Here is a 19,338-nt window from a genome sequence, read left to right as displayed (position 1 = left end):
AATTCTAATGAACGGACAGGAATTTATAAAGATCATACTGTCAATTTGACAACAAATCCATTTTGGAATAGGCATTGATAGTCTGCTTATGTACTTAAAAAACAGTTAACATATGAGCATCGAAGAAAAAGGAACGATATCCATTCACACGGAGAACATCTTCCCAATCATCAAGAAATTCCTGTATTCAGACAACGAGATCTTTTTAAGAGAGCTGGTATCTAACGCCGTAGACGCGGTACAAAAAATAAAAAGACTAGCTGCTCTCGGTCAGTATAATGGAGAATTGGGCAACCCCTTGGTAGAGGTTGCTGTTGACAAGGATCAAAAGACCATAACCATTACAGATAATGGTTTGGGAATGACAGCAGAAGAAATTAAAAAATACATTAACCAGGTTGCTTTTTCCGGAGCAAGTGAGTTTGTCGAAAAATTCAAAGACGCGAAGGATGCAAATGAGATCATAGGTAAATTTGGATTGGGCTTTTATTCTGCATTCATGGTTTCAGACCTGGTAGAGATCCAAACCTTATCTTATCAGGAAGGCGCAGAACCAGCACGTTGGGTATGCGATGGAAGCACAGAATTCGAAATTACTGCAGGAAACAGAACAACACGAGGCACACAGATCATCTTGCATGTAAATGCAGAGTCTGAAGAATTTTTGGAAAAAGGCAAACTGGAAGAGATTTTAGATAAATACGGTAAGTTCTTGCCAGTGCCAATCAAATTTGGAACAAAGACAGAACAAGAGCCTGATGGAGAAGATGAAGAAGGAAAGCCAAAGACCAAAGATGTAGAGGTTGACAATATCATCAACACAACCAATCCAATTTGGACAAAGGCACCTGCAGATTTGTCAGATGAAGATTACCTGGCTTTTTATAAACAATTATATCCTTTTTCTGATGATCCTTTATTTTGGATCCATCTGAATGTGGATTATCCCTTTAACCTTACCGGAGTATTATATTTTCCGAAAGTGAAGAATGATTTTGACATGCAGCGGAATAAGATCAAGTTGTTTTCACGTCAGGTATTTATAACAGATGAGGTAAAAGATATCGTTCCTGAATTCTTAATGCTCCTGCATGGGGTAATTGACTCTCCGGATATTCCATTAAATGTTTCGAGAAGCTTTCTACAGGCAGACAGCAATGTGAAAAAGATCAATAGCTACATTACTAAAAAAGTAGCTGATAAATTGCACGAACTGTATAATAAAGACCGTAAAGCATATGAAGAAAAGTGGAGTGACATCGGTCTGTTCGTAAAATACGGAATGGTAAGCGAAGAGAAATTCTATGACAAAGCAAAGGACTTCGCCCTGTTAACCAATACTAAAAATGAACACTTTACTTTAGAAGAATACCGCGAGAAAGTTAAAGATTTTCAAACGGATAAAAATGGACAGCTGATCTATATCTATTCAAACGATCCTGATAAACAAGATAGTTTTATCCAGTCAGCAAACAAAAAAGAATACGATGTATTACTGATGAATTCTCCAATTGACAATCATTTTGTAAATCAGCTGGAGCAGAAATTGGAAAAAACAGCCTTAAGAAGGGTGGATTCCAGCGTAGCAAGTAAGCTAATTGAAAAGGATGAGATCACAGAGTCCGTATTAACAGAAGATCAGTCAAAACAAGTGTCTGAGATTTTTGATAAGGCGATTAACAAACCAGGGTACCAGGTAGAAATTGTAGGCCTTAATCCAGAGGAACTGCCAGTAACGGTAACTATGGATGAATTTATGCGTCGCATGAAGGACATGGCTCAAATGGGAGGTGGCATGGGCTTTTATGGCAACATGCCGGATAGCTATAAAGTTGCTGTGAACGGCAACCATAAGCTGATTGGAAAAATTCTTTCAGAAACCGATACCGAAGCTCAGAGCAAACTGGCTAAGCAAGCTGTAGACTTAGCATTGCTGGCTCAGGGTATGCTTACTGGTGCTGAACTTACCGCATTTGTAAGCAGAAGTGTAGAGTTAATATAATCAGATTAGTTACCCAATAAATTAGTCCCGTTATGGTTTTGCCATAACGGGACTTTTTAATGGAATAAGAAAATTTAATAGGCGTGTAGCGTTTTCTATGGTTAGCTCGTATAAGAAGAAAAAGAGTTAATGGCCATTAACCGAACTGTTTTACTATTATTAAAAATTTAATCATGAACATATCAACAAATTTTAAATCTACAGCTAAAATGCTTATTGCTGCCTTAACACTATCAGCTGTAATGATTTCCTGTACAAAGAACGATGAATATTATCAACAGCCAATCTCTGGTTTAAGTGTAATCCATGCATCACCAACAACTGAACTGCTTGATTTCTATGTGGATAATACTAAAGCAAACACCGCTGATTTTGCGTATACCAATAAAATTGATTATTTAAACTTATATTCAGGAAACAGAAGATTGAGCATTTCAAAAAAAGGAACAACAACCTCTGTAATATCCGAAATGTTTAACCTTGACCCTCAGTTTGGCTATTCGTTATTTGTAATCGATAGATTTGAAGCTGCTAAATTTCTACTTTTAAAAGATGACCTTACTGCACCTGCAGCAGGTAAAGCGAGGGTGCGTTTTGTAAACCTAAGTCCTGACGCCGCTGCCTTAAATTTAAACATAGCCGGAAAAGATACCGACCTGTTTACCAACAAATTATTCAAAGAGTATAGTACCTTTGAACCTATTGATGCGGCTGATAATGTGACCTTTAATGTTAAAGGTGCAGATGGAACAGTTGAGACAAAAATTGAAAACGTAAAAATTGAGTCGGGTAAGATCTATACCATTTGGGTAAAAGGATTAAAAGCCGCCACAGACGATAAAAAACTTGGAGTAGCTGTTTTCACACACAAATAACATCTACCACCATCTAGCCGGGCCCTTAATGGTCCGGCTAAAAATGTAAAAAAGTAACTCCTATGAGTAAACGAAATAATCCTTAATTGCCATACCATAAATGCTCAGGTTTGAAGAGGCTATAGCGGGATGTTTGAAAAATGACAACAAGAGTAAAGAAATGATCTATAAATCATTCTATGGGTATTTAATGGGCGTTATTTTGCGTTATGTAAAAGAAAGAAGTGATGCTCAGGAACTGGTTAACGACAGCTTTATTAAAATTTTTAAAAGTATAGGACAGTTTCGTTTTCCAAAGGAAAGCGTAGAATTGCAAAAAGCATTTAAGGGCTGGGCGGCAAAAATTTCATCCCGTACCGCAATAGACTTTTTAAGGTCAAAAAAAATACATCTGTATGTAGATGATATGATCGAAGAACAGCACCCCTTAACCGATATAAGCGTGATCTCTCAACTAAATGTACAGGATATTTTAAAGCTTCTCGAGGCCCTTCCAGATACACACCGTATGGTATTTAATCTTTATGAAATTGAGGGGTTCTCGCACGATGAAATCTCCAAAATGCTAAGTATTCCGGAAAGTTCGTGCAGGGTATACCTGGCCAGGGCCAAGAATAAATTAAGAGATCTGTATTCAAAAACTTTAATTCAGTCGTATGCCGCCAATTAAAAAAATAAAGCCAAACGAAGATGAATTGATTGCGTTGATCAAAGAACAACTGATCAACCATAAAGAGGCGTATGTTCCCGGCTCGTGGGAAGATTTTAACAAAAAAGAGGACAAGAGAAGAGGGTTGGCCTTTTGGATCGGGAGCTTAAGTGGTGTTGCCGCTGCACTCTTGATAGGGGTTGCTGTTTACTTTACTTTGGATACTAAATCCCTAAGTATTCCAGATAAAACAAGTGGTCAGGATAAGTCAAGTCAAGTCACCACAGAGTCTAAGAAGGCAGGATCTTTAATTGATCCAGAGCAGCACGATGTATTGGCTCATTCTGCCAATACAAGAAGTACCGGTCAAAATGGGGTACAACCGGTTACAGCGATTGATAAAAATAGGCATGCAGAGCAAATCTCAATGGTCAGTGTAAAAGAAGATTCGATTTTAAAGGCGTCTTCGGTAAAAGAATCTTTAGCCTGGAAAAATCCAATAATGGAACAGGCAGTTGTTCGGGTGGGTACGGATCAGGAAGTTAAAAAGCCTTCTATTTTAGACTTCCTGGAAAATGAAAGCAGGATTAACAAATCTTTGTCTTTATCCGAAACTAAAAAAGAAGATGCTAAAAATAACAATAAATGGGCTATGGGATTAGTCGTGGCCCCTTCAATTGGGAATGCAAAAAAATTGAATATGGGCTATGGCGTTAGTATGGAGTATGCCCTAAGTAATAAGTTTTCCGTAAACTCAGGTATTTCATATGGTGAGATGAGTTCTTCCAGGAATGCCGGTGTAAATGACGGTACGATGTCTGACCCGTCAACCGGTTCAATTGTAAGTAGTGATGTAAGTAAAAGCCTGCAGTCTACAGATGCGCGCATTACAGGAATAGATATTCCATTGGAGTTTAAATACAATTTAAGTAAGAATATTTACGCAAATGTTGGTGTTTCTGCATTTGCAGTACTAGATCAAAAACAAAGTAATAATTATATTCAGTCAAAAGTTCAATACCAGACAGCATTACCGGGAAATAATGGTTTTTCGACTTTTCTGGTAAATGAAAGAGTTTCAGAGAATGTTCCGGAATCAGAAATTAAAGATCCTAAATACTTAGGGTTTTATAATTTTTCATTTGGATATCGGCAGAAGCTTTCAAAAAGCAATTCATTTTCTGTAGAGCCATTTATGAAAGTTCCCATGAAAGAAGCGACAACAGAAAACTTACGCCTGATTGGTGCTGGAGTACGGCTAAAATTAGATTTCTAGAATCGATAACCAGAACCTATAGCAAGATGTTCCGATCAATTTAAAATGCTCCAAAAAGTGTCTGACTTTTTGGAGCATTTTAAATTGATGGAATCCCTTTTTATTTAGTAATTCCTTCCAGACTAAACAAGAAGGCATAATTTAAGGAAACATCTTTTAGATAATCAAATCTTCCGGAAGCACCACCGTGGCCAAAATCCATATCTGTCTTAAGCAGAAGTAAGTGCTTGTCCGTTTTTGTTGCCCGAAGCTTGGCTACCCACTTAGCCGGCTCAAAATATTGTACCTGGCTATCGTGAAGACCGGTAGTTACCAGCATATTCGGATAATCTTTCTTGTCTATATTTTCATATGGAGAGTAACTTTTCATATAAAAGTATGCCTCTTTATCTTTAGGATTTCCCCATTCATCAAACTCATTTGTGGTAAGTGGAATGCTCTCATCCAACATCGTATTTACAACATCCACAAACGGAACGTGCGCAAGTATCCCATTCCAAAGATCAGGGGCAAGGTTAATTACTGCACCCATTAAAAGACCGCCAGCACTACCGCCCTGAGCATATAAATGACCTTTACCTGTAAATTTCTGATCAATCAAAAATTTACCACAGTCGATAAAATCGGTAAAAGTATTCATCTTTTTCATGAGTTTACCATCATCATACCAGTATCTGCCCATCTCCTGTCCACCGCGAATGTGTGCAATCGCATAAACAAAGCCTCTGTTTAATAAGCTTAAATTGTTGCTGGAAAAACCAGCATCCATACTTGAACCGTAAGATCCATAAGCATAGAGCAAAAGAGGTGCAGTTCCATCTTTTTTAAGTCCCTTTTTATACACTAATGAAATGGGTATTTTTGTTCCGTCTTTAGCGGTAGCAAACAAACGTTCAGTAACGTAGTCCTCTTTATTATAACCTCCAATGATCTCCTGCTGTTTCTTTAACACCTTCTCCTTGGTAACCATATCATAATCATAAGTAGAAATAGGGGTAGTCATGGATGTATAAATGTACCGTACCGTTTTACTGTTATAATCCGGATTAGATCCAATTCTGGCCGTATAAGTCGGTTCTCCAAAATCAATGTAATGTTCCGGTCCGTTTAGGCTTCTTACCCGAAGCTGGGCAAGACCATTTTTGCGTTCCGCAAGTACAATGTAATCTTTAAACTCGTCCACGCCAGATAGAAGAACATCTTTACGGTTCGGTATAACTTCTTTCCAATTTTCTCTTCCTGTTTGGTTAAGTGGGGTTTCCATCAAACGAAAGTTGGTCGCATTCCAGTTGGTAACAATTAAAAACTTGTCATCCAGGGCTACCACATCATATTTCACATCCTTCATCCTTGGTTGGAATACTTTAAAAGCATCATCGGGCTTTGAAGCATCAATCATTCTAATTTCATCAGATAAGGTTGCTGAAGAGTAAATGAAAATGTATTTTCCTGATTTGCTCTTTCCAGCACCAATATAATTGGACTTATCCTTTTCTTCATAAACAATTACATCTTGTTTAGCATCGGTTCCCAACTTGTGTTTCTTGATCTTTTCGCTTAGTAAAGTCACCGGGTTCTTTGACGTATAGAAAAGGGTTTTATTATCTGCGGCCCAAACGGCATCACCCTCTGTGTTATCAATCTGGTCTTTAAAGATCTCTCCTGTTTCCAGGTTTTTAATATACAGGGTATATTGACGACGAGATACCTTATCTACGCCGTAAGCAATTAACTTATTGTCAGGGCTAATGCTAAATCCTGTCGCTGAATAATAAGGATGGCCCTTGGCCATTTCATCAACATCCAGTAAAACTTCTTCCTTGGCGTTTAAATCGCCTTTCTTACGACAGTATTTGTAATATTGTTTACCATCTTCGGTTTTACTATAGTAATAATATCCATTGTTAAAAACAGGAACAGATTCGTCTTTTTCCTTGATCCTGCCTTTTAGTTCTTTGAACAGATCTTCACGAAATGCCTTAGAACCGCTCATCATCGTATCCAGGTATTTATTTTCTGCAGAAAGGTAGTCCACAACCTTTGTACTGTCTGGCCCTTTCTTAAAGTAGTCAATCATCCAATAGTAATTGTCAACAACAGTATCACCATGTAAGATTCTTGTAAAAGGTTTAATATCAGCGATTGGGGCTTTGGCATCAGGCCATTTGTAGGGTTCCATTTTTTCGTTTTTGTTTGTACAGGACAAGGCTGCACTCAGCAGCAATAATCCCGGTAAAATTTTCTTCATACTTATCTGGTTTGGTTCAATAATAAAATTAAGGTTTTATTGATGAATTGCATCTCATGGTCCCATAACTTTTCTATTTAATGCCTAATTGATATTAAAGAGCAGCATACAGACCGCCAAATATTTCTTAATTTTGCTACGATCTGAACTTTAAGAGATTTGGGTGCGGTTAGGCAGTACAGCTTAAACTAGCGACCATAAATATTCATTCTTAAGGTAGGTTGGAATTAATAGAGATAATATGCAGCAACCATTTGACATTAGTATAGGAAACATCGATTATGCCGTATTCCCTGAAGGAAACGATGTTTATGTAATTTTTAAAGAAGGGAAAGAATACCTTTCTATTCAAAAAGATACGGACCTGCAATGGATTAAACTAGATCCTGAAACAGGAACACCTGTTTTTGAAACCGATGAAGAGATCAATGCCATTGGTCGCGAGATCCTTGCGTATGTCCCTGAAGAGGAAGAAGGGGATGAAGATCCTGAAGAGGATTAACCATTAACCATTAACCAGCCCAGCTATTTCTATCCAGGCTTCGGTAATGAATGGCCTCGGCAAGATGTTCCAAACTAATTTCTGAACTGCCTTCTAAATCAGCAATGGTTCTGGAAACCTTCAGTATCCGGTCATATGCCCTTGCAGACAGTCCCAATTTCTCCATAGCCCTTTTAATCAGCACCTGACCAGCATCACTAATGATACAAATATTACGAACCATATTCGGACTCATCTGGGCATTGTAATGTAAGTCTGGGTGCCCGGAGAAACGAATGTCCTGAATTTCCCGGGCCTTAATTACGCGACTACGTATCTTTTCACTCTTTTCAGATTCAACAGAAGAGGTTAATTCATTAAAATTTACCGGGGTAACTTCAACATGAAGATCGATACGGTCTAATAATGGGCCAGAAATTTTGCTTAGGTATTTTTGAACAACACCAGGTCCGCAAGTACATTCTTTATCCGGATGGTTATAGAAACCACAGGGGCAGGGGTTCATCGATGCGATCAGCATAAAACTCGCAGGATAGATTACACTCAGCCGCGATCTTGAAATGGTTACTTCACGGTCTTCCAGCGGTTGCCGCATTACCTCAAGAACACTTCGCTTAAATTCAGGCAGTTCATCTAAAAACAGAACGCCATTGTGCGCAAGGGAAATCTCCCCGGGCTGCGGATTTGCACCTCCGCCAACCAATGCCATGTCTGAAATGGTATGGTGCGGACTTCTATATGGCCGCTCTGTCATCAATGCATCTGAAGCGCTGAGTTTACCCGCAACAGAGTGTATTTTAGTGGTTTCGAGTGCCTCCTGGAGATTAAGCGGAGGTAATATGGTCGGTAAACGCTTAGCCAGCATCGTCTTCCCTGCTCCGGGTGGGCCAATAAGAATTAAATTATGCCCGCCGGCAGCAGCAATCTCTAATGCCCTTTTGATATTTTCCTGCCCTTTTACGTCCGAAAAATCATGAGCATAACTATTCACATTACTGAAAAATTCATCCCTGGTATTTACTTTAACCGGATCAAATTCCTGGCTTCCATTAAAAAATGAAATAACCTCGCTGAGGTTAGACATCCCAAACACCTGCAGTTCGCTAACTATGGCAGCCTCCCTGGAATTGTCTTTAGGTAAAATGAAACCCTTAAACCCGGCAGACCTTGCCTGTATGGATATCGGTAAAGCTCCTTTAATGGGTTGAAGGCCGCCATCTAAAGAAAGTTCTCCCATAATGAAGAATTGATCAATCTCCCGGCTTTCTATTTGTCCGGATGCAGCGAGAATAGCTATGGCGATTGGAAGGTCATAGGCCGACCCTTCCTTACGGATATCAGCAGGAGCCAGGTTGATCACAATCTTTTGCCTGGGCATCTTTAGCCCGGCAGATTGTATTGCACTCTCTACCCTTCTAAGACTTTCTTTAATGGCATTATCCGGTAAACCTACAATATGGTAGCGGTTACCGCCGCCAATACTTACCTCAATAGTTATAGTTAAGGCATTTACGCCAAAGACGGCACTTCCGAAAGTTTTTACAAGCATAATCAGATCCTATAATGGTTCTGACTAACTTATGCTGAAATAGATATTGGGTGGTTAAAAATCCAGATGTTTTTTTACATTTTGCCCTGAGGCATCTTAGGCATGTTTCTCATCATCTTTGCCGCTGCGGCCGGATTAGAAAATTGTTTCATCACCTTACGCATGTCTTCAAATTGTTTGATCAGTTTTGTAACCTCTTCAACTTTAGTTCCAGAACCTTTTGCAATGCGTAACCGTCTGCTTTGCTGAATGCTGTCCGGGTTTTCGCGCTCGTATTTGGTCATGGATTGAATTACCGCCTCTACGCTCTTGAAAGCATCGTCTTCAATGTCAACATTCTTCATCATTTTACCAACACCAGGTATCATGCCCATAAGGTCCTTCATGTTCCCCATTTTTTTGATCTGCTGGATCTGGTTATAAAAATCGTTGAAATCAAATTTATTCTTACGGATCTTCTTTTGAAGTTCAGCAGCTTCTTTTTCATCAAACTGTGATTGTGCACGTTCAACAAGGGAAACCACATCACCCATGCCCAGGATTCTTGAGGCCATCCTTTCCGGATAGAATACGTCAAGGGCTTCCATTTTTTCACCGGTACCGATGAATTTAATAGGTTTGTTTACTACAGATTTTATAGATAACGCAGCACCACCACGTGTATCACCATCCAGTTTGGTCAAAACCACACCGGTAAAATCAAGCCTGTCATTAAAGGCTTTCGCTGTATTAACGGCATCTTGCCCGGTCATTGCATCCACCACAAACAAGATCTCATGGGGCTTTGTACTAGCCTTAACCGCAGCAATCTCATCCATCATCTGTTCGTCTATCGCTAAACGACCAGCAGTATCTATAATGATCACATTGTTGTTCTGTCTCTTACCTTCTGCAATACCTTCCATTGCGATGGCAACAGGATCTTTAGAAGCAATATTTGCATAAACAGGAACTCCGATCTGTTCTGCAAGAACCTGTAACTGGTCTACTGCAGCAGGTCTGTACACATCACCAGCCACCAATAAAGGTTTTTTGCCCTTGCTTTTAAGATAATTGGCAAGCTTTCCCGTAAAGGTAGTCTTACCTGCACCATTTAATCCCGCAATCAGGATAATGGTAGGGTTACTTTTCAGATCCAGCTCCGTAACCTCACCACCCATTAAGGCTGTAAGCTCATCGTTCATCACCTTGGTCAGTAACTGACCCGGAGAAACTGCGGTAAGTACATTTAAGCCTAAAGCTTTTTCCTTAACCTCATCCGTAAAGTTTTTAGCTGTTTTATAATTTACGTCGGCATCTAATAAAGCCTTACGGATCTCTTTCATGGTTTCAGCCACGTTGATCTCAGTAATGCTTCCTTGTCCTTTTAAAACTTTAAATGCACGGTCTAGTTTATCCTGTAAATTTTCAAACATTTTCTTTAATGCTTAGTGTTCAATTTTTGTGAGCCCAAAGTTATTAAATTTGTGGGAAACAGCAGGTAACATTGATGATCTTTATCTTCCTAACGCGGGAAAACAAAAGTTACCCCAAGGGCAAGGGTCTGGCTGCCCTGTATTTCGTTGTCGGCATCCTTATCAAATAAACCAACTCCGGTTACTGTAACATTCATAAACCGGTTTAATTTAGACCTTAATTCAACGTCTAAACGATGGTCTACGTGTACCAATGGCCTGTCATAAGGAATAAACATCTGATACCTGGCCTTAAGATTTACATTCGTAAAGATCTGCTTGTCAAAATTACTAACGATCTGAAAGGCGAGCTCATTTCTAAATTTTTTATTTTTAGGGATACCATAATGATTGGCATTAAACCGTTCATTGTATACAGAATCCAGTAAAAAGGTTTGTTTAGCCGTACCTGTACCAATCCTGGTAGAGAAGTAGCCGGTAGGCTTATATTCAAAACCAATAGACTCTGTTAAGTACCCTGGCGACATAAACTTCGAGATCAGGGATTGCTTCTCTTCATTGTTTTCTTTGTAATAGGCAAAACCCTTGTCAAACTGAGACTCAAAATTGACGGAACCAAAGAAATACCAGTTCTTGGATATTTGCAAAGCAGCCTTATTGTCCCAAAAGATCCTATCCCTGGTTTTCTTTTGCAGCTGATCCTTATTGTTGATCTTTCCGTATTCCAGAATTACCTCACTGGTATAACTATATCCTTCCTTACTATATTCTGCCTTATAATTTACAAGACCACCAATAGCAAGAGAGTTTACACCACCACTTTTCCAGTTGTTAGAAAACGTAGCCTGGTTTACATTGATCCCAACAGAAGTACGGGTTTTCCAGTAATTCACCTTTTCAGAAACAATTATTGGTAAAATGGTAACTGGTTTATAGATAAGACTACCTGTTCTTGAAGGTAAAGGACTCCTTTTAAGCTTGATCTCCAAATTTTTGGTATCAATAGGTATCGTGTCAACCTCTTGTGCAAACAAGGAAACGGAGGTAATCAATAATAAGAAGAGGCAGATATTAAAACGCTTCATTACTACAAAGAAAAACAAAAATGTGACTTATTAAAAGTTTAATGCTAAACTAATTATAAAACCGCTTATAAATAATTTCTTTTTATCAGGAAGGTTAGCCAGGCAAAAGGTTTACGCACAGATAAATATTTTAGGTTGCGCTCATTCAAATAAGCTTCTTTTTCAAACACAATGTGGAAGTATGCGGAGTCGTGATCTTTATACCGGATCAGGTTAATGAGGTAATTAAAAAGATAGATCAAATAAAAGGGAAGGATCAATAATTCCAGCTGCTGCTTAAAATGAATACGTTCATGGTTCACCAGGATCTTATTTTCTCTTCCGGTCTTTTCCTTTAAAAGGATGAAAGGAAAGATAGCCATGGCATTGGCAGGTAATTTAGAAAATGTAATAAACACAGGCATCAAAAATCTTCAACTTTTATTTTAGGAAGCTTGGGGAGCCTAAAAGCTGCAGGATTACGTTTATACGTAGCATAACTATTTCTTAAAAATACAATGAACTCATAATCAGACGCAGAAAGCACAAAAAGATAGGTTGGACGATATTGCTGCATAAAATCTTCCGTTTCATTGTCGTCTGTTTGTAAAGCCATCTTTACAAAATCAGCATTGAACCGGTAATCAATGATCGACTCCCTGTAATCCCGTTCCAGTATTTTTTGAAGGTGCCGGGCATTTTTCCCTTCCCTGCTTAGCAAGTTATAAACCGCATCAATACCTAAGCCAACACCACCAGGCCCCAGGTTCAGCAAGTCTTTACTGCTGCCTTTATCCAGTGTATACTTATATTCCTTTAGTTTTTTTTCATACTCCTCTTTTGGCGTAAGCTTTTTTCCGCGAATCGCAACCTCTTTAAGCTGAATAGAAAGAGACTTTAACTGGAAATAAATAGCACTGCTTCCCCGTACCACTAATGTATCAACGGCATACCCTTGTAAAATGGCAAACAAAGTATCTCCTACAGATGCCTTTATTTTAAACTCACCTTTTGGAGTATTGTAAATCCCCTCGTCAAGTGTTCCGTTGTAGATGTATACTTTTGCAAGCCTGGCCTTGGAGCCATGGTCTATAACAAAGCCCTGTACAATGCCGGTTTGAGCATGCACAGATAAGCTGAAGCAATAGATGACTATTAAAAGGATAAAAATTCTCATTGGAAAACAAAGCTACAAGATAACCCGGTGTGCTGAATAAACATTAACATTATTTAACTAACACCAGCTTCTGTCCAATTTTTATACCAGTATCTGTCAAATTGTTGAGTGTCTTCAGATCATCGATAGAAACATTAAAGCGTTTAGAAATATTATATAAGGTATCGCCTTGTTTAACCGTATATAACTTATCTGCAGGAATTGCCGTTGCTGGGGTCGTTGCCACAGGTATTGTCGTTTGCGTGGTATCCGGGGTTTTAATAACCTGATTAGAAGGAGGGGTTTCTACCGGACTGAACTTTTTATTTTCCTTAGGGATGTTTGCATTGATCTCTGTAAACACGCGGTCTTCACGTTTTAATTTTTCTGATTCAGATTCAGGCTGATCGTATTTAAAAAGCTGGTATTTTTCAATCAGGTTGATTAGCAGATCCGGGTATTTTGGGTTGGTAGCATAACCAGCCTGTTTTAAGCCCAGTGCCCAGTTTCTATAATCGTTTTTATCCAGCTCAAAAAGAAAGCTATACCGTTTTCTCTTTAAAAACTCAGAATGGTCTTTAAAAGATTCGCGCGCATCTTTATAAACCCTAAAACAATCATCAGCCTTGTCATCATCTTTATAATATCCTTTTCCCTTCCAGTCAGAGGTACACTTAATGCCGAAATGGTTGTTGGCAAACCGCGCTAAGCTACTGTTGCCGCTTCCCGATTCAAGAATACCCTGAGCAAGGGTAATGCTGGCCGGAATTCCGTAGGTATTCATCTCCTGAATGGCAACTGCTTTAAATTCTTCTATGTAAGTTAATGTAGTACGGGATTTATAATCTGGGTTAGATTTTGTTGCTGCTTTTTCAATCTGCTTATTGTTGCGGCTATATTGTCTGGATTTACAGGCAGAGAAGAACAGAACGGCTATAGAAAGCCCTAACATTTTGATCAGCAGTTTTTTGGTCATAATATAATTTGAATGGTTTGCTTAAGGTATTTATTTTTTTCTGATGATGAATAATCCATCCCTAACCGGAAGAATAAGTTTTTCTACCCGTTGGTCTGTAGCTACCTTATCATTAAAATTAGTAATATTCCTGGTATCCTTATCCTGCTCTTTATTTAGAACTTTACCGCTCCATAAAACATTATCCACAATAATAAGTCCGCCAGACCTTACCCGGTCAAAAATAAGATCGTAATAAACACCGTTGTTCTTTTTATCGGCATCAATAAAAACAAGGTCAAAAACTTCGTCCAGGCTATTAATAGTATCAGCAGCATGACCAAGAATGTACCTGATCTTATCGTTATATGAAGATTGGGCAAAGTTAGCACGAACCATTTCTTCCAGTTCCTCATTGATATCAAGAGTAAAAATGGTGCCGTTTTCTGAAAGGCCTTCAGCAAGACAAAGCGTAGCATAACCGGTAAAAGTGCCGATCTCCAAAATCCGCTCCGGCACAATCATTTTACTGAGCATACTAAGCACCCTGCCCTGGTAATGGCCAGAAAGCATACGTGGCATCAATACTTTAAGATTAGTTTCGCGGTCTATCCGCTGCAGCAGTTCATTTTCAGGGTCGCAATAGTGCAGCAGTAAATCCTGCATATCATCATTAATCAGGCTCATGTTTTTCTTTAACGGGGTTGTTCCATAAAATATTGCAGAATGATTGTTGCAGAAATGGTGTCAACCCTTTCTTTATTCTGCCGGTCTTGTTTTTTCAGGCCGCTCTGCATAATGGCAGCATGCGCAAGCCTTGAAGTAAAGCGCTCATCAATCCAATGCTGTGGAATATCTGGAAAGGCTTTCTTTAAAGTCCTGGCAAAACCCTTAACATGCTGTGCAGATTCTGAAGGGGAACCGTCCATTTGTTTTGGGTCTCCAAGCACAAAAGCTTCAACAGCTTCAACAGCAAGGTACTTTTTAAGGTATTCCATAATATCTTTAGGATGTATGGTATCCAGTCCGGTGGCAATAATTTGCATAGGATCTGTAACGGCTATTCCGATACGTTTGGTTCCGTAATCAAAAGCTAAAATTCTGGACATAATAAGTTGACCGTAAATCTCCGGTTAAATTAGAAAGTATCAAAGGTAAGAAATCGATTGGTTCACAAAAGAAGTCTTTAATACCCTAAGATATGGGCGCTTATAAATGAGCAACAACTAAGTATAGGCTATTATTAGTAATAAATTATTATTTTGCACCAAATGCAATTCAAAGAGATCATAGGGCAGGAAAGTATTAAACAGCAGTTGCTGCAAACAGTAGCAGAGAACCGGGTTAGTCATGCACAGCTATTTCTTTCATCAGAAGGAAGCGGGGCACTGCCTTTGGCTATTGCATATGCCCAGTATATCAATTGTCTGGATAAGAGCGATGAAGATAGCTGTGGGATATGTTCATCCTGTAGAAAATATGAGCGGTATATTCATCCCGATCTGCATTTCTCGTATCCTTTTTTTGCAGCTAAAGATGTAAAGATCGCAGTTGATGTGCTTGATGAATGGAGGAGCATGCTGCTCGATGACCCCTATTTTGATATGAATATCTGGCGGTCAAAGCTAAGTGCAGAAAATAAACAGGCAAATATTAATATTGCTGAGTGTCATGACATCATCAAAAAATTAAGCTATAAAGCTTTTGAAGGAGAAACAAAAGTGTTGATTATGTGGCTTCCGGAGTACCTGGATAAAGAAGGCAACTCTCTTTTGAAGATCATTGAAGAGCCGCCATTAAATACGCTTTTTATATTGGTGGCCAATAACCAGGAGCAAATCCTGTCTACTCTGTTATCCCGTACGCAAATTGTTAAAATTCCTAAACTTCCTCATACTACGATTGAAGATTATTTAATGAGTAAACATGGCCTGTCAGAAAATCAGGCAACAGAATACAGTTTTTTAGCCGACGGAAATTTAATAGAAGCAAAAGAACTGGTTGCACATACCCACAATGAAAACGCAGATAAGTTTGCAGAATGGTTACGCATGGGTTATGGAAACCGGGTTCTGGATCTTACTGCTTTTGTTGAGCAGGCTGCAGGATGGGGAAGAGAGAATCAAAAGAATTTTTTAAAGTATGGTATCAGCTTTTTGCGGGAATGCAGCCTGCTGCTAAGTGGAGCTGATGACCTGGTAAAATTACCTGCAGCAGCACTTCAAACGGCCCAAAAGTTGTCAGCCCATGTGCTGGACCTGAATATGGCAGATGCTATAATCACAGAATTGGAAAAGGCACATTATCACATTGAAAGAAATGCAAACCCGAAAATTCTGTTTTTAGATGTATCTTTACAATTAGTGAAAATAATTAAGTTTAAAACGTTCCCGAAAGGGACTCAATATATATACAATTAATATGGGATGTGGAAGTTGTTCTACAGGTGGCGGTTGTGCCCCCTCGGGCTGTAAAAGTAATGGCTCATGCCTTACTGGTGGCTGCGGAAAAATGGAAGTTTATGACTGGCTGTCTAATTTGGATATGCCATCAAATTATATACCTTTTCAAGTAATAGAAGTTAAATTTAAAGGGGCAAGAAAAGAGTTTTTCTTAAATACAGAGAATATATATCTTGAAATTGGAGAACTGGTAGCTGTAGAAGGTCCAACCGGAGGCTATGATATCGGGCACGTTTCCCTAACCGGAGAATTGGTAAGGATGCAAATGAAACGCCGTAAAACCAACTTAGATCAGGTAACCAGAAAGGTATATAGAAAAGCAACAGAGGGAGATGTAGAGAAGTGGAAAATTGCTAAAGGCCTGGAATGGGAAACCATGCACAAAGCCCGTACATTGGCTTTAGATCTTCGCTTGTCGATGAAAATCAGTGATGTAGATTATCAGGGGGATAAGACCAAGGCAACCTTCTTTTATACCGCAGAGGGCAGGGTGGATTTTAGAGAACTGATCAAAAAAATGGCGGAAACCTTTAGGATTCGCATAGAAATGCGTCAGATCGGAATGAGACAGGAAGCAGGAAGATTAGGCGGAATTGGATCATGCGGAAGGGAACTTTGCTGCTCCACCTGGCTAACAAATTTTAAAACCGTGTCTACTGCAGCGGCAAGATATCAAAACCTTTCCTTAAACACGCTTAAGCTTGCCGGACAATGCGGAAAGTTAAAATGCTGCTTAAATTATGAACTGGATACCTACCTCGATGCATTGAAAGATATTCCTGATCGTATTGAAAGCCTGCAGACAGAAATTGGAGTTGCAAGGCATCAAAAGACAGATATTTTTAAGAAGATCATGTGGTTTGCCTATCCCAATACAGAAGATTGGATCCCGCTTAAGGTTGATCGTGTAAAAGAGATTATGGCCATGAACAAACGTGGTCAGAAACCAGTTAACCTAAAAGAAGAAGCAATAGAATTAGCACCAGCTGCATTTATTGAAAAAACACCGGATTATGAAAACGTAGTCGGTCAGGATAGCTTAACGCGGTTGGATGATAAGCCTAGAAATAAAGGCAATAGAAATAACGCAAACAGGAACAATCCAAAACGAAATAACGACAACAGGAATAGCGATAGCAGAAATAATGGGGACAGAAATCTCCAGCCCCCGGCCAAGCCAGGACAGGCCGTTAAACCACCGCAGCATGTACGGAACAGACCTGATGTACCTAAAAAAGAAAATCCTAAGCCTCAGCAGGTCAAACCAGCTGGAGAACCCGGTCAGGAACCTGTAATAGGTCAGCAGCCTGCACCAAGTAGAAATAATAGAAACAGGAATAATAACCGAAGAAAAAAACCAAAGGATAAGCCTAAAGATGAATAATTGTAAAGTGTTTTTAGTGTTCTTTGCTTTTTTTATTGCCCTGTTGAGCGGATGTGATACCAATGCGATTGTAGACAATAACATTTCCATGCCTGCTCGAAACTGGAGTTATGCCAATAGAGTTAAGGCTGTTGTTGACATTAAAGATCCAAATCAAATTACAGGCCTATATTTTAAGTTGCGGCACACTGCAGATTATCGGTATTCAAATGTATTTGTCTTATTGCACATTAGCGGAGCCGGACAAAAAAAGATCACTAAGCGATATGAATATAAATTGGCCCTGTCAGATGGACAGTGGCTTGGTTCAGGTTCCGGAAATCTATATACTTACGTACTTCCGCTGCTAACCAATTATAAATTCCCGGCAGCAGGCAAATACCAGATAGAGATTGAACAGAATATGCGCGATAATCCGTTAAGTGAAATTAGTGATGCTGGGATAAAAATATTAAATCAACGGTAACAGTTGCTCCAATGCCATACCCCTTGATCCTTTAAGCAAAATTAAACTGTTCTTTACAGGGTTTAACCTTAAAAAATCAGCGGCTTCTCTAGGGGTACTAAAAAAATGACCACGGTACTGTTCCTTAAGCGCATAGAAATTTGATCCAATAAAGATCAGGCTGCAGTCTTCAAGCTTTGAAGCCTGATCGGCAATGTTCCTGTGCTGCACTGCAGATTCTGGGCCAAGCTCAAACATATCACCAATAATAACAACCTTGCTGGCAGCATTCAAACCATCAATATTTAACAATGCGGCAGACATACTGCTTGGATTTGCATTGTAAAAATCGCAGATTACAGTATTACTTCCTGTATTCGTAATTTGTGAACGGTTGTTGTTTGGATGGTATCCCGACAGGCCTGAATTGACTTGTTCAGCAGGTACTCCAAAAAATACACCGATACAAATTGCGGCAAGGATATTTTCAAAATTATAACTTCCCGTTAAATTTGCAGAAGCCTGGTATGTTTCTTTCTGGTCTGTCCATGAAAAGCTGATTAAGGGGTCTGTATCTAGTAATTTTCCTGAAACGGCCGCATGTCCTGATGTCCCATAATAGATCACTTTATCTAAGCCGGCAGTGGTACTCATCTCTATAAGATGTGGGTTATCGCTATTTATAAAAGTATAACCCTCGTGCTGCTTTAAATAATCAAAAAGTTCAGCCTTGCCTTTCTTAACCCCCTCAAATCCGCCAAATCCATCCAAATGGGCCAACCCTACATTCGTAATTAAACCGTGGGTAGGTCTTGCAATAGAACATAGAAGCTCGATCTCTTTTTGATGATTCGCGCCCATCTCGATCACGGCAATTTCTATATCATCAGTTAAGGACAATAGAGAAAGCGGAACGCCAATATGATTGTTTAAATTACCCTTTGTAGCAAAAGTTCGATATTTTTCAGAAAGTACCGCTTTAATAAGCTCTTTTGTTGTGGTTTTACCGTTGCTTCCTGTCAGGCCAATTACCGGAATCGTTAACTGCATGCGGTGAAACTTGGCCAGATCCTGAAGAGCTGTTAGCACATCAGGAACGAGCAGACAGCGGTTATTGATTTTATAATCCTGATTATCAATAATTACATAAGCGGCACCATTTACCAAAGCATTTTCAGCAAAGGTATTGGCATCAAAATTTTCCCCTTTAAGTGCAAAAAATAAACACCCGTCTGTAATGGTCCGGGTGTCTGTACAAATGATCCGGTTTTCTAAATAATGTTCATATAATACCTTAATATCCGTCATGTAACATAAATCTTATAGAAGGGTAAAAATAGATATTTATATGAGAAA

At 39.1% G+C, this 19,338-nt stretch carries 18 protein-coding genes; 8 read left to right on the top strand and 10 right to left on the bottom strand.

Going from position 1 to position 19,338, the window contains the following annotated elements:
* Positions 1–112 precede the first annotated feature (112 nt).
* From htpG to ATK78_RS08140, 4 genes are all read left to right on the top strand, one after another.
* Positions 113–2,002 (top strand): molecular chaperone HtpG, encoded by a 1,890-nt coding sequence (gene htpG, locus ATK78_RS08155; protein ID WP_208112330.1) that lies wholly within the window; start codon positions 113–115, stop codon positions 2,000–2,002.
* Between the two features lie 173 nt (positions 2,003–2,175).
* Positions 2,176–2,877 (top strand): DUF4397 domain-containing protein, encoded by a 702-nt coding sequence (locus ATK78_RS08150; protein WP_133575596.1) that lies wholly within the window; start codon positions 2,176–2,178, stop codon positions 2,875–2,877.
* 100 nt (positions 2,878–2,977) lie between these two features.
* Positions 2,978–3,547: an RNA polymerase sigma factor gene (locus ATK78_RS08145; RefSeq protein WP_133575595.1), complete on the top strand. Its 570-nt coding sequence runs from the start codon at positions 2,978–2,980 to the stop codon at positions 3,545–3,547.
* A complete protein-coding gene (locus tag ATK78_RS08140) occupies positions 3,534–4,802 on the top strand; it encodes an outer membrane beta-barrel protein (RefSeq protein ID WP_133575594.1) in 1,269 nt (422 codons plus the stop codon). Before ATK78_RS08145 ends, ATK78_RS08140 begins: the two co-directional genes overlap by 14 nt.
* 100 nt (positions 4,803–4,902) lie before the next feature.
* On the opposite strand, the gene ATK78_RS08135 is transcribed toward ATK78_RS08140, so the two are convergent.
* On the bottom strand, positions 4,903–7,050 hold the full coding sequence (locus tag ATK78_RS08135) for a S9 family peptidase (protein WP_133575593.1): 2,148 nt from the start codon (positions 7,048–7,050) through the stop codon (positions 4,903–4,905).
* Between the two features lie 241 nt (positions 7,051–7,291).
* Between ATK78_RS08135 and ATK78_RS08130 the strand changes: the two genes are divergently transcribed.
* On the top strand, positions 7,292–7,552 hold the full coding sequence (locus ATK78_RS08130) for a hypothetical protein (RefSeq protein WP_133575592.1): 261 nt from the start codon (positions 7,292–7,294) through the stop codon (positions 7,550–7,552).
* A gap of 10 nt (positions 7,553–7,562) precedes the next feature.
* On the opposite strand, the gene ATK78_RS08125 is transcribed toward ATK78_RS08130, so the two are convergent.
* From ATK78_RS08125 to ruvX, 8 genes are all read right to left on the bottom strand, one after another.
* Entirely contained in the window at positions 7,563–9,101 is a 1,539-nt protein-coding gene (locus ATK78_RS08125) for a YifB family Mg chelatase-like AAA ATPase (protein ID WP_133575591.1), read from the bottom strand.
* A gap of 74 nt (positions 9,102–9,175) precedes the next feature.
* Positions 9,176–10,516 carry a signal recognition particle protein gene (gene ffh, locus ATK78_RS08120; protein WP_133575590.1) on the bottom strand — a complete coding sequence of 447 codons (1,341 nt, stop codon included), beginning with the start codon at positions 10,514–10,516 and terminating at the stop codon, positions 9,176–9,178.
* A gap of 89 nt (positions 10,517–10,605) precedes the next feature.
* Entirely contained in the window at positions 10,606–11,601 is a 996-nt protein-coding gene (locus tag ATK78_RS08115; RefSeq protein WP_133575589.1) for a DUF3078 domain-containing protein, read from the bottom strand.
* Positions 11,602–11,666: 65 nt separating this feature from the next.
* A complete protein-coding gene (locus tag ATK78_RS08110) occupies positions 11,667–12,005 on the bottom strand; it encodes a hypothetical protein (protein ID WP_133575588.1) in 339 nt (112 codons plus the stop codon).
* A complete protein-coding gene (locus ATK78_RS08105; protein ID WP_133575587.1) occupies positions 12,005–12,757 on the bottom strand; it encodes a hypothetical protein in 753 nt (250 codons plus the stop codon). Before ATK78_RS08105 ends, ATK78_RS08110 begins: the two co-directional genes overlap by 1 nt.
* A gap of 49 nt (positions 12,758–12,806) precedes the next feature.
* The gene (locus ATK78_RS08100) at positions 12,807–13,712 is read right to left on the bottom strand and encodes a glucosaminidase domain-containing protein (RefSeq protein WP_133575586.1); all 906 of its coding nucleotides are present in this window, start codon (positions 13,710–13,712) and stop codon (positions 12,807–12,809) included.
* 30 nt (positions 13,713–13,742) lie between these two features.
* Positions 13,743–14,378 (bottom strand): O-methyltransferase, encoded by a 636-nt coding sequence (locus ATK78_RS08095; protein WP_133575585.1) that lies wholly within the window; start codon positions 14,376–14,378, stop codon positions 13,743–13,745.
* Positions 14,379–14,386: 8 nt separating this feature from the next.
* Entirely contained in the window at positions 14,387–14,800 is a 414-nt protein-coding gene (ruvX, locus tag ATK78_RS08090; RefSeq protein ID WP_133575584.1) for a Holliday junction resolvase RuvX, read from the bottom strand.
* Between the two features lie 162 nt (positions 14,801–14,962).
* On the opposite strand from ruvX, the gene ATK78_RS08085 reads away from it, so the two are divergent.
* Genes ATK78_RS08085 through ATK78_RS08075 form a run of 3 tightly spaced genes read left to right on the top strand, consistent with a single transcriptional unit; the run spans position 14,963 to position 18,003 of the window.
* Positions 14,963–16,111, top strand: a complete 1,149-nt coding sequence (locus ATK78_RS08085) for a DNA polymerase III subunit (protein WP_133575583.1) — start codon at positions 14,963–14,965, stop codon at positions 16,109–16,111.
* Position 16,112: 1 nt separating this feature from the next.
* Positions 16,113–17,537 (top strand): PSP1 domain-containing protein, encoded by a 1,425-nt coding sequence (locus ATK78_RS08080; protein ID WP_133575582.1) that lies wholly within the window; start codon positions 16,113–16,115, stop codon positions 17,535–17,537.
* On the top strand, positions 17,530–18,003 hold the full coding sequence (locus tag ATK78_RS08075; RefSeq protein WP_133575581.1) for a gliding motility lipoprotein GldH: 474 nt from the start codon (positions 17,530–17,532) through the stop codon (positions 18,001–18,003). Before ATK78_RS08080 ends, ATK78_RS08075 begins: the two co-directional genes overlap by 8 nt.
* On the opposite strand, the gene ATK78_RS08070 is transcribed toward ATK78_RS08075, so the two are convergent.
* Complete coding sequence (locus ATK78_RS08070) at positions 17,989–19,290, bottom strand: UDP-N-acetylmuramoyl-tripeptide--D-alanyl-D-alanine ligase (RefSeq protein ID WP_133575580.1); 1,302 nt, start codon at positions 19,288–19,290, stop codon at positions 17,989–17,991. The two genes, ATK78_RS08075 and ATK78_RS08070, sit on opposite strands and share 15 nt — an antisense overlap.
* Between the last annotated feature and the right edge of the window lie 48 nt (positions 19,291–19,338).

The sequence above is a fragment of the Pedobacter metabolipauper genome (genome assembly GCF_004362715.1).
In the GTDB taxonomy this organism is placed as follows: domain Bacteria; phylum Bacteroidota; class Bacteroidia; order Sphingobacteriales; family Sphingobacteriaceae; genus Pedobacter; species Pedobacter metabolipauper.
Note: the sequence above shows the minus strand (reverse complement) of the source record. Positions and strands in the feature narration are given on the sequence as shown.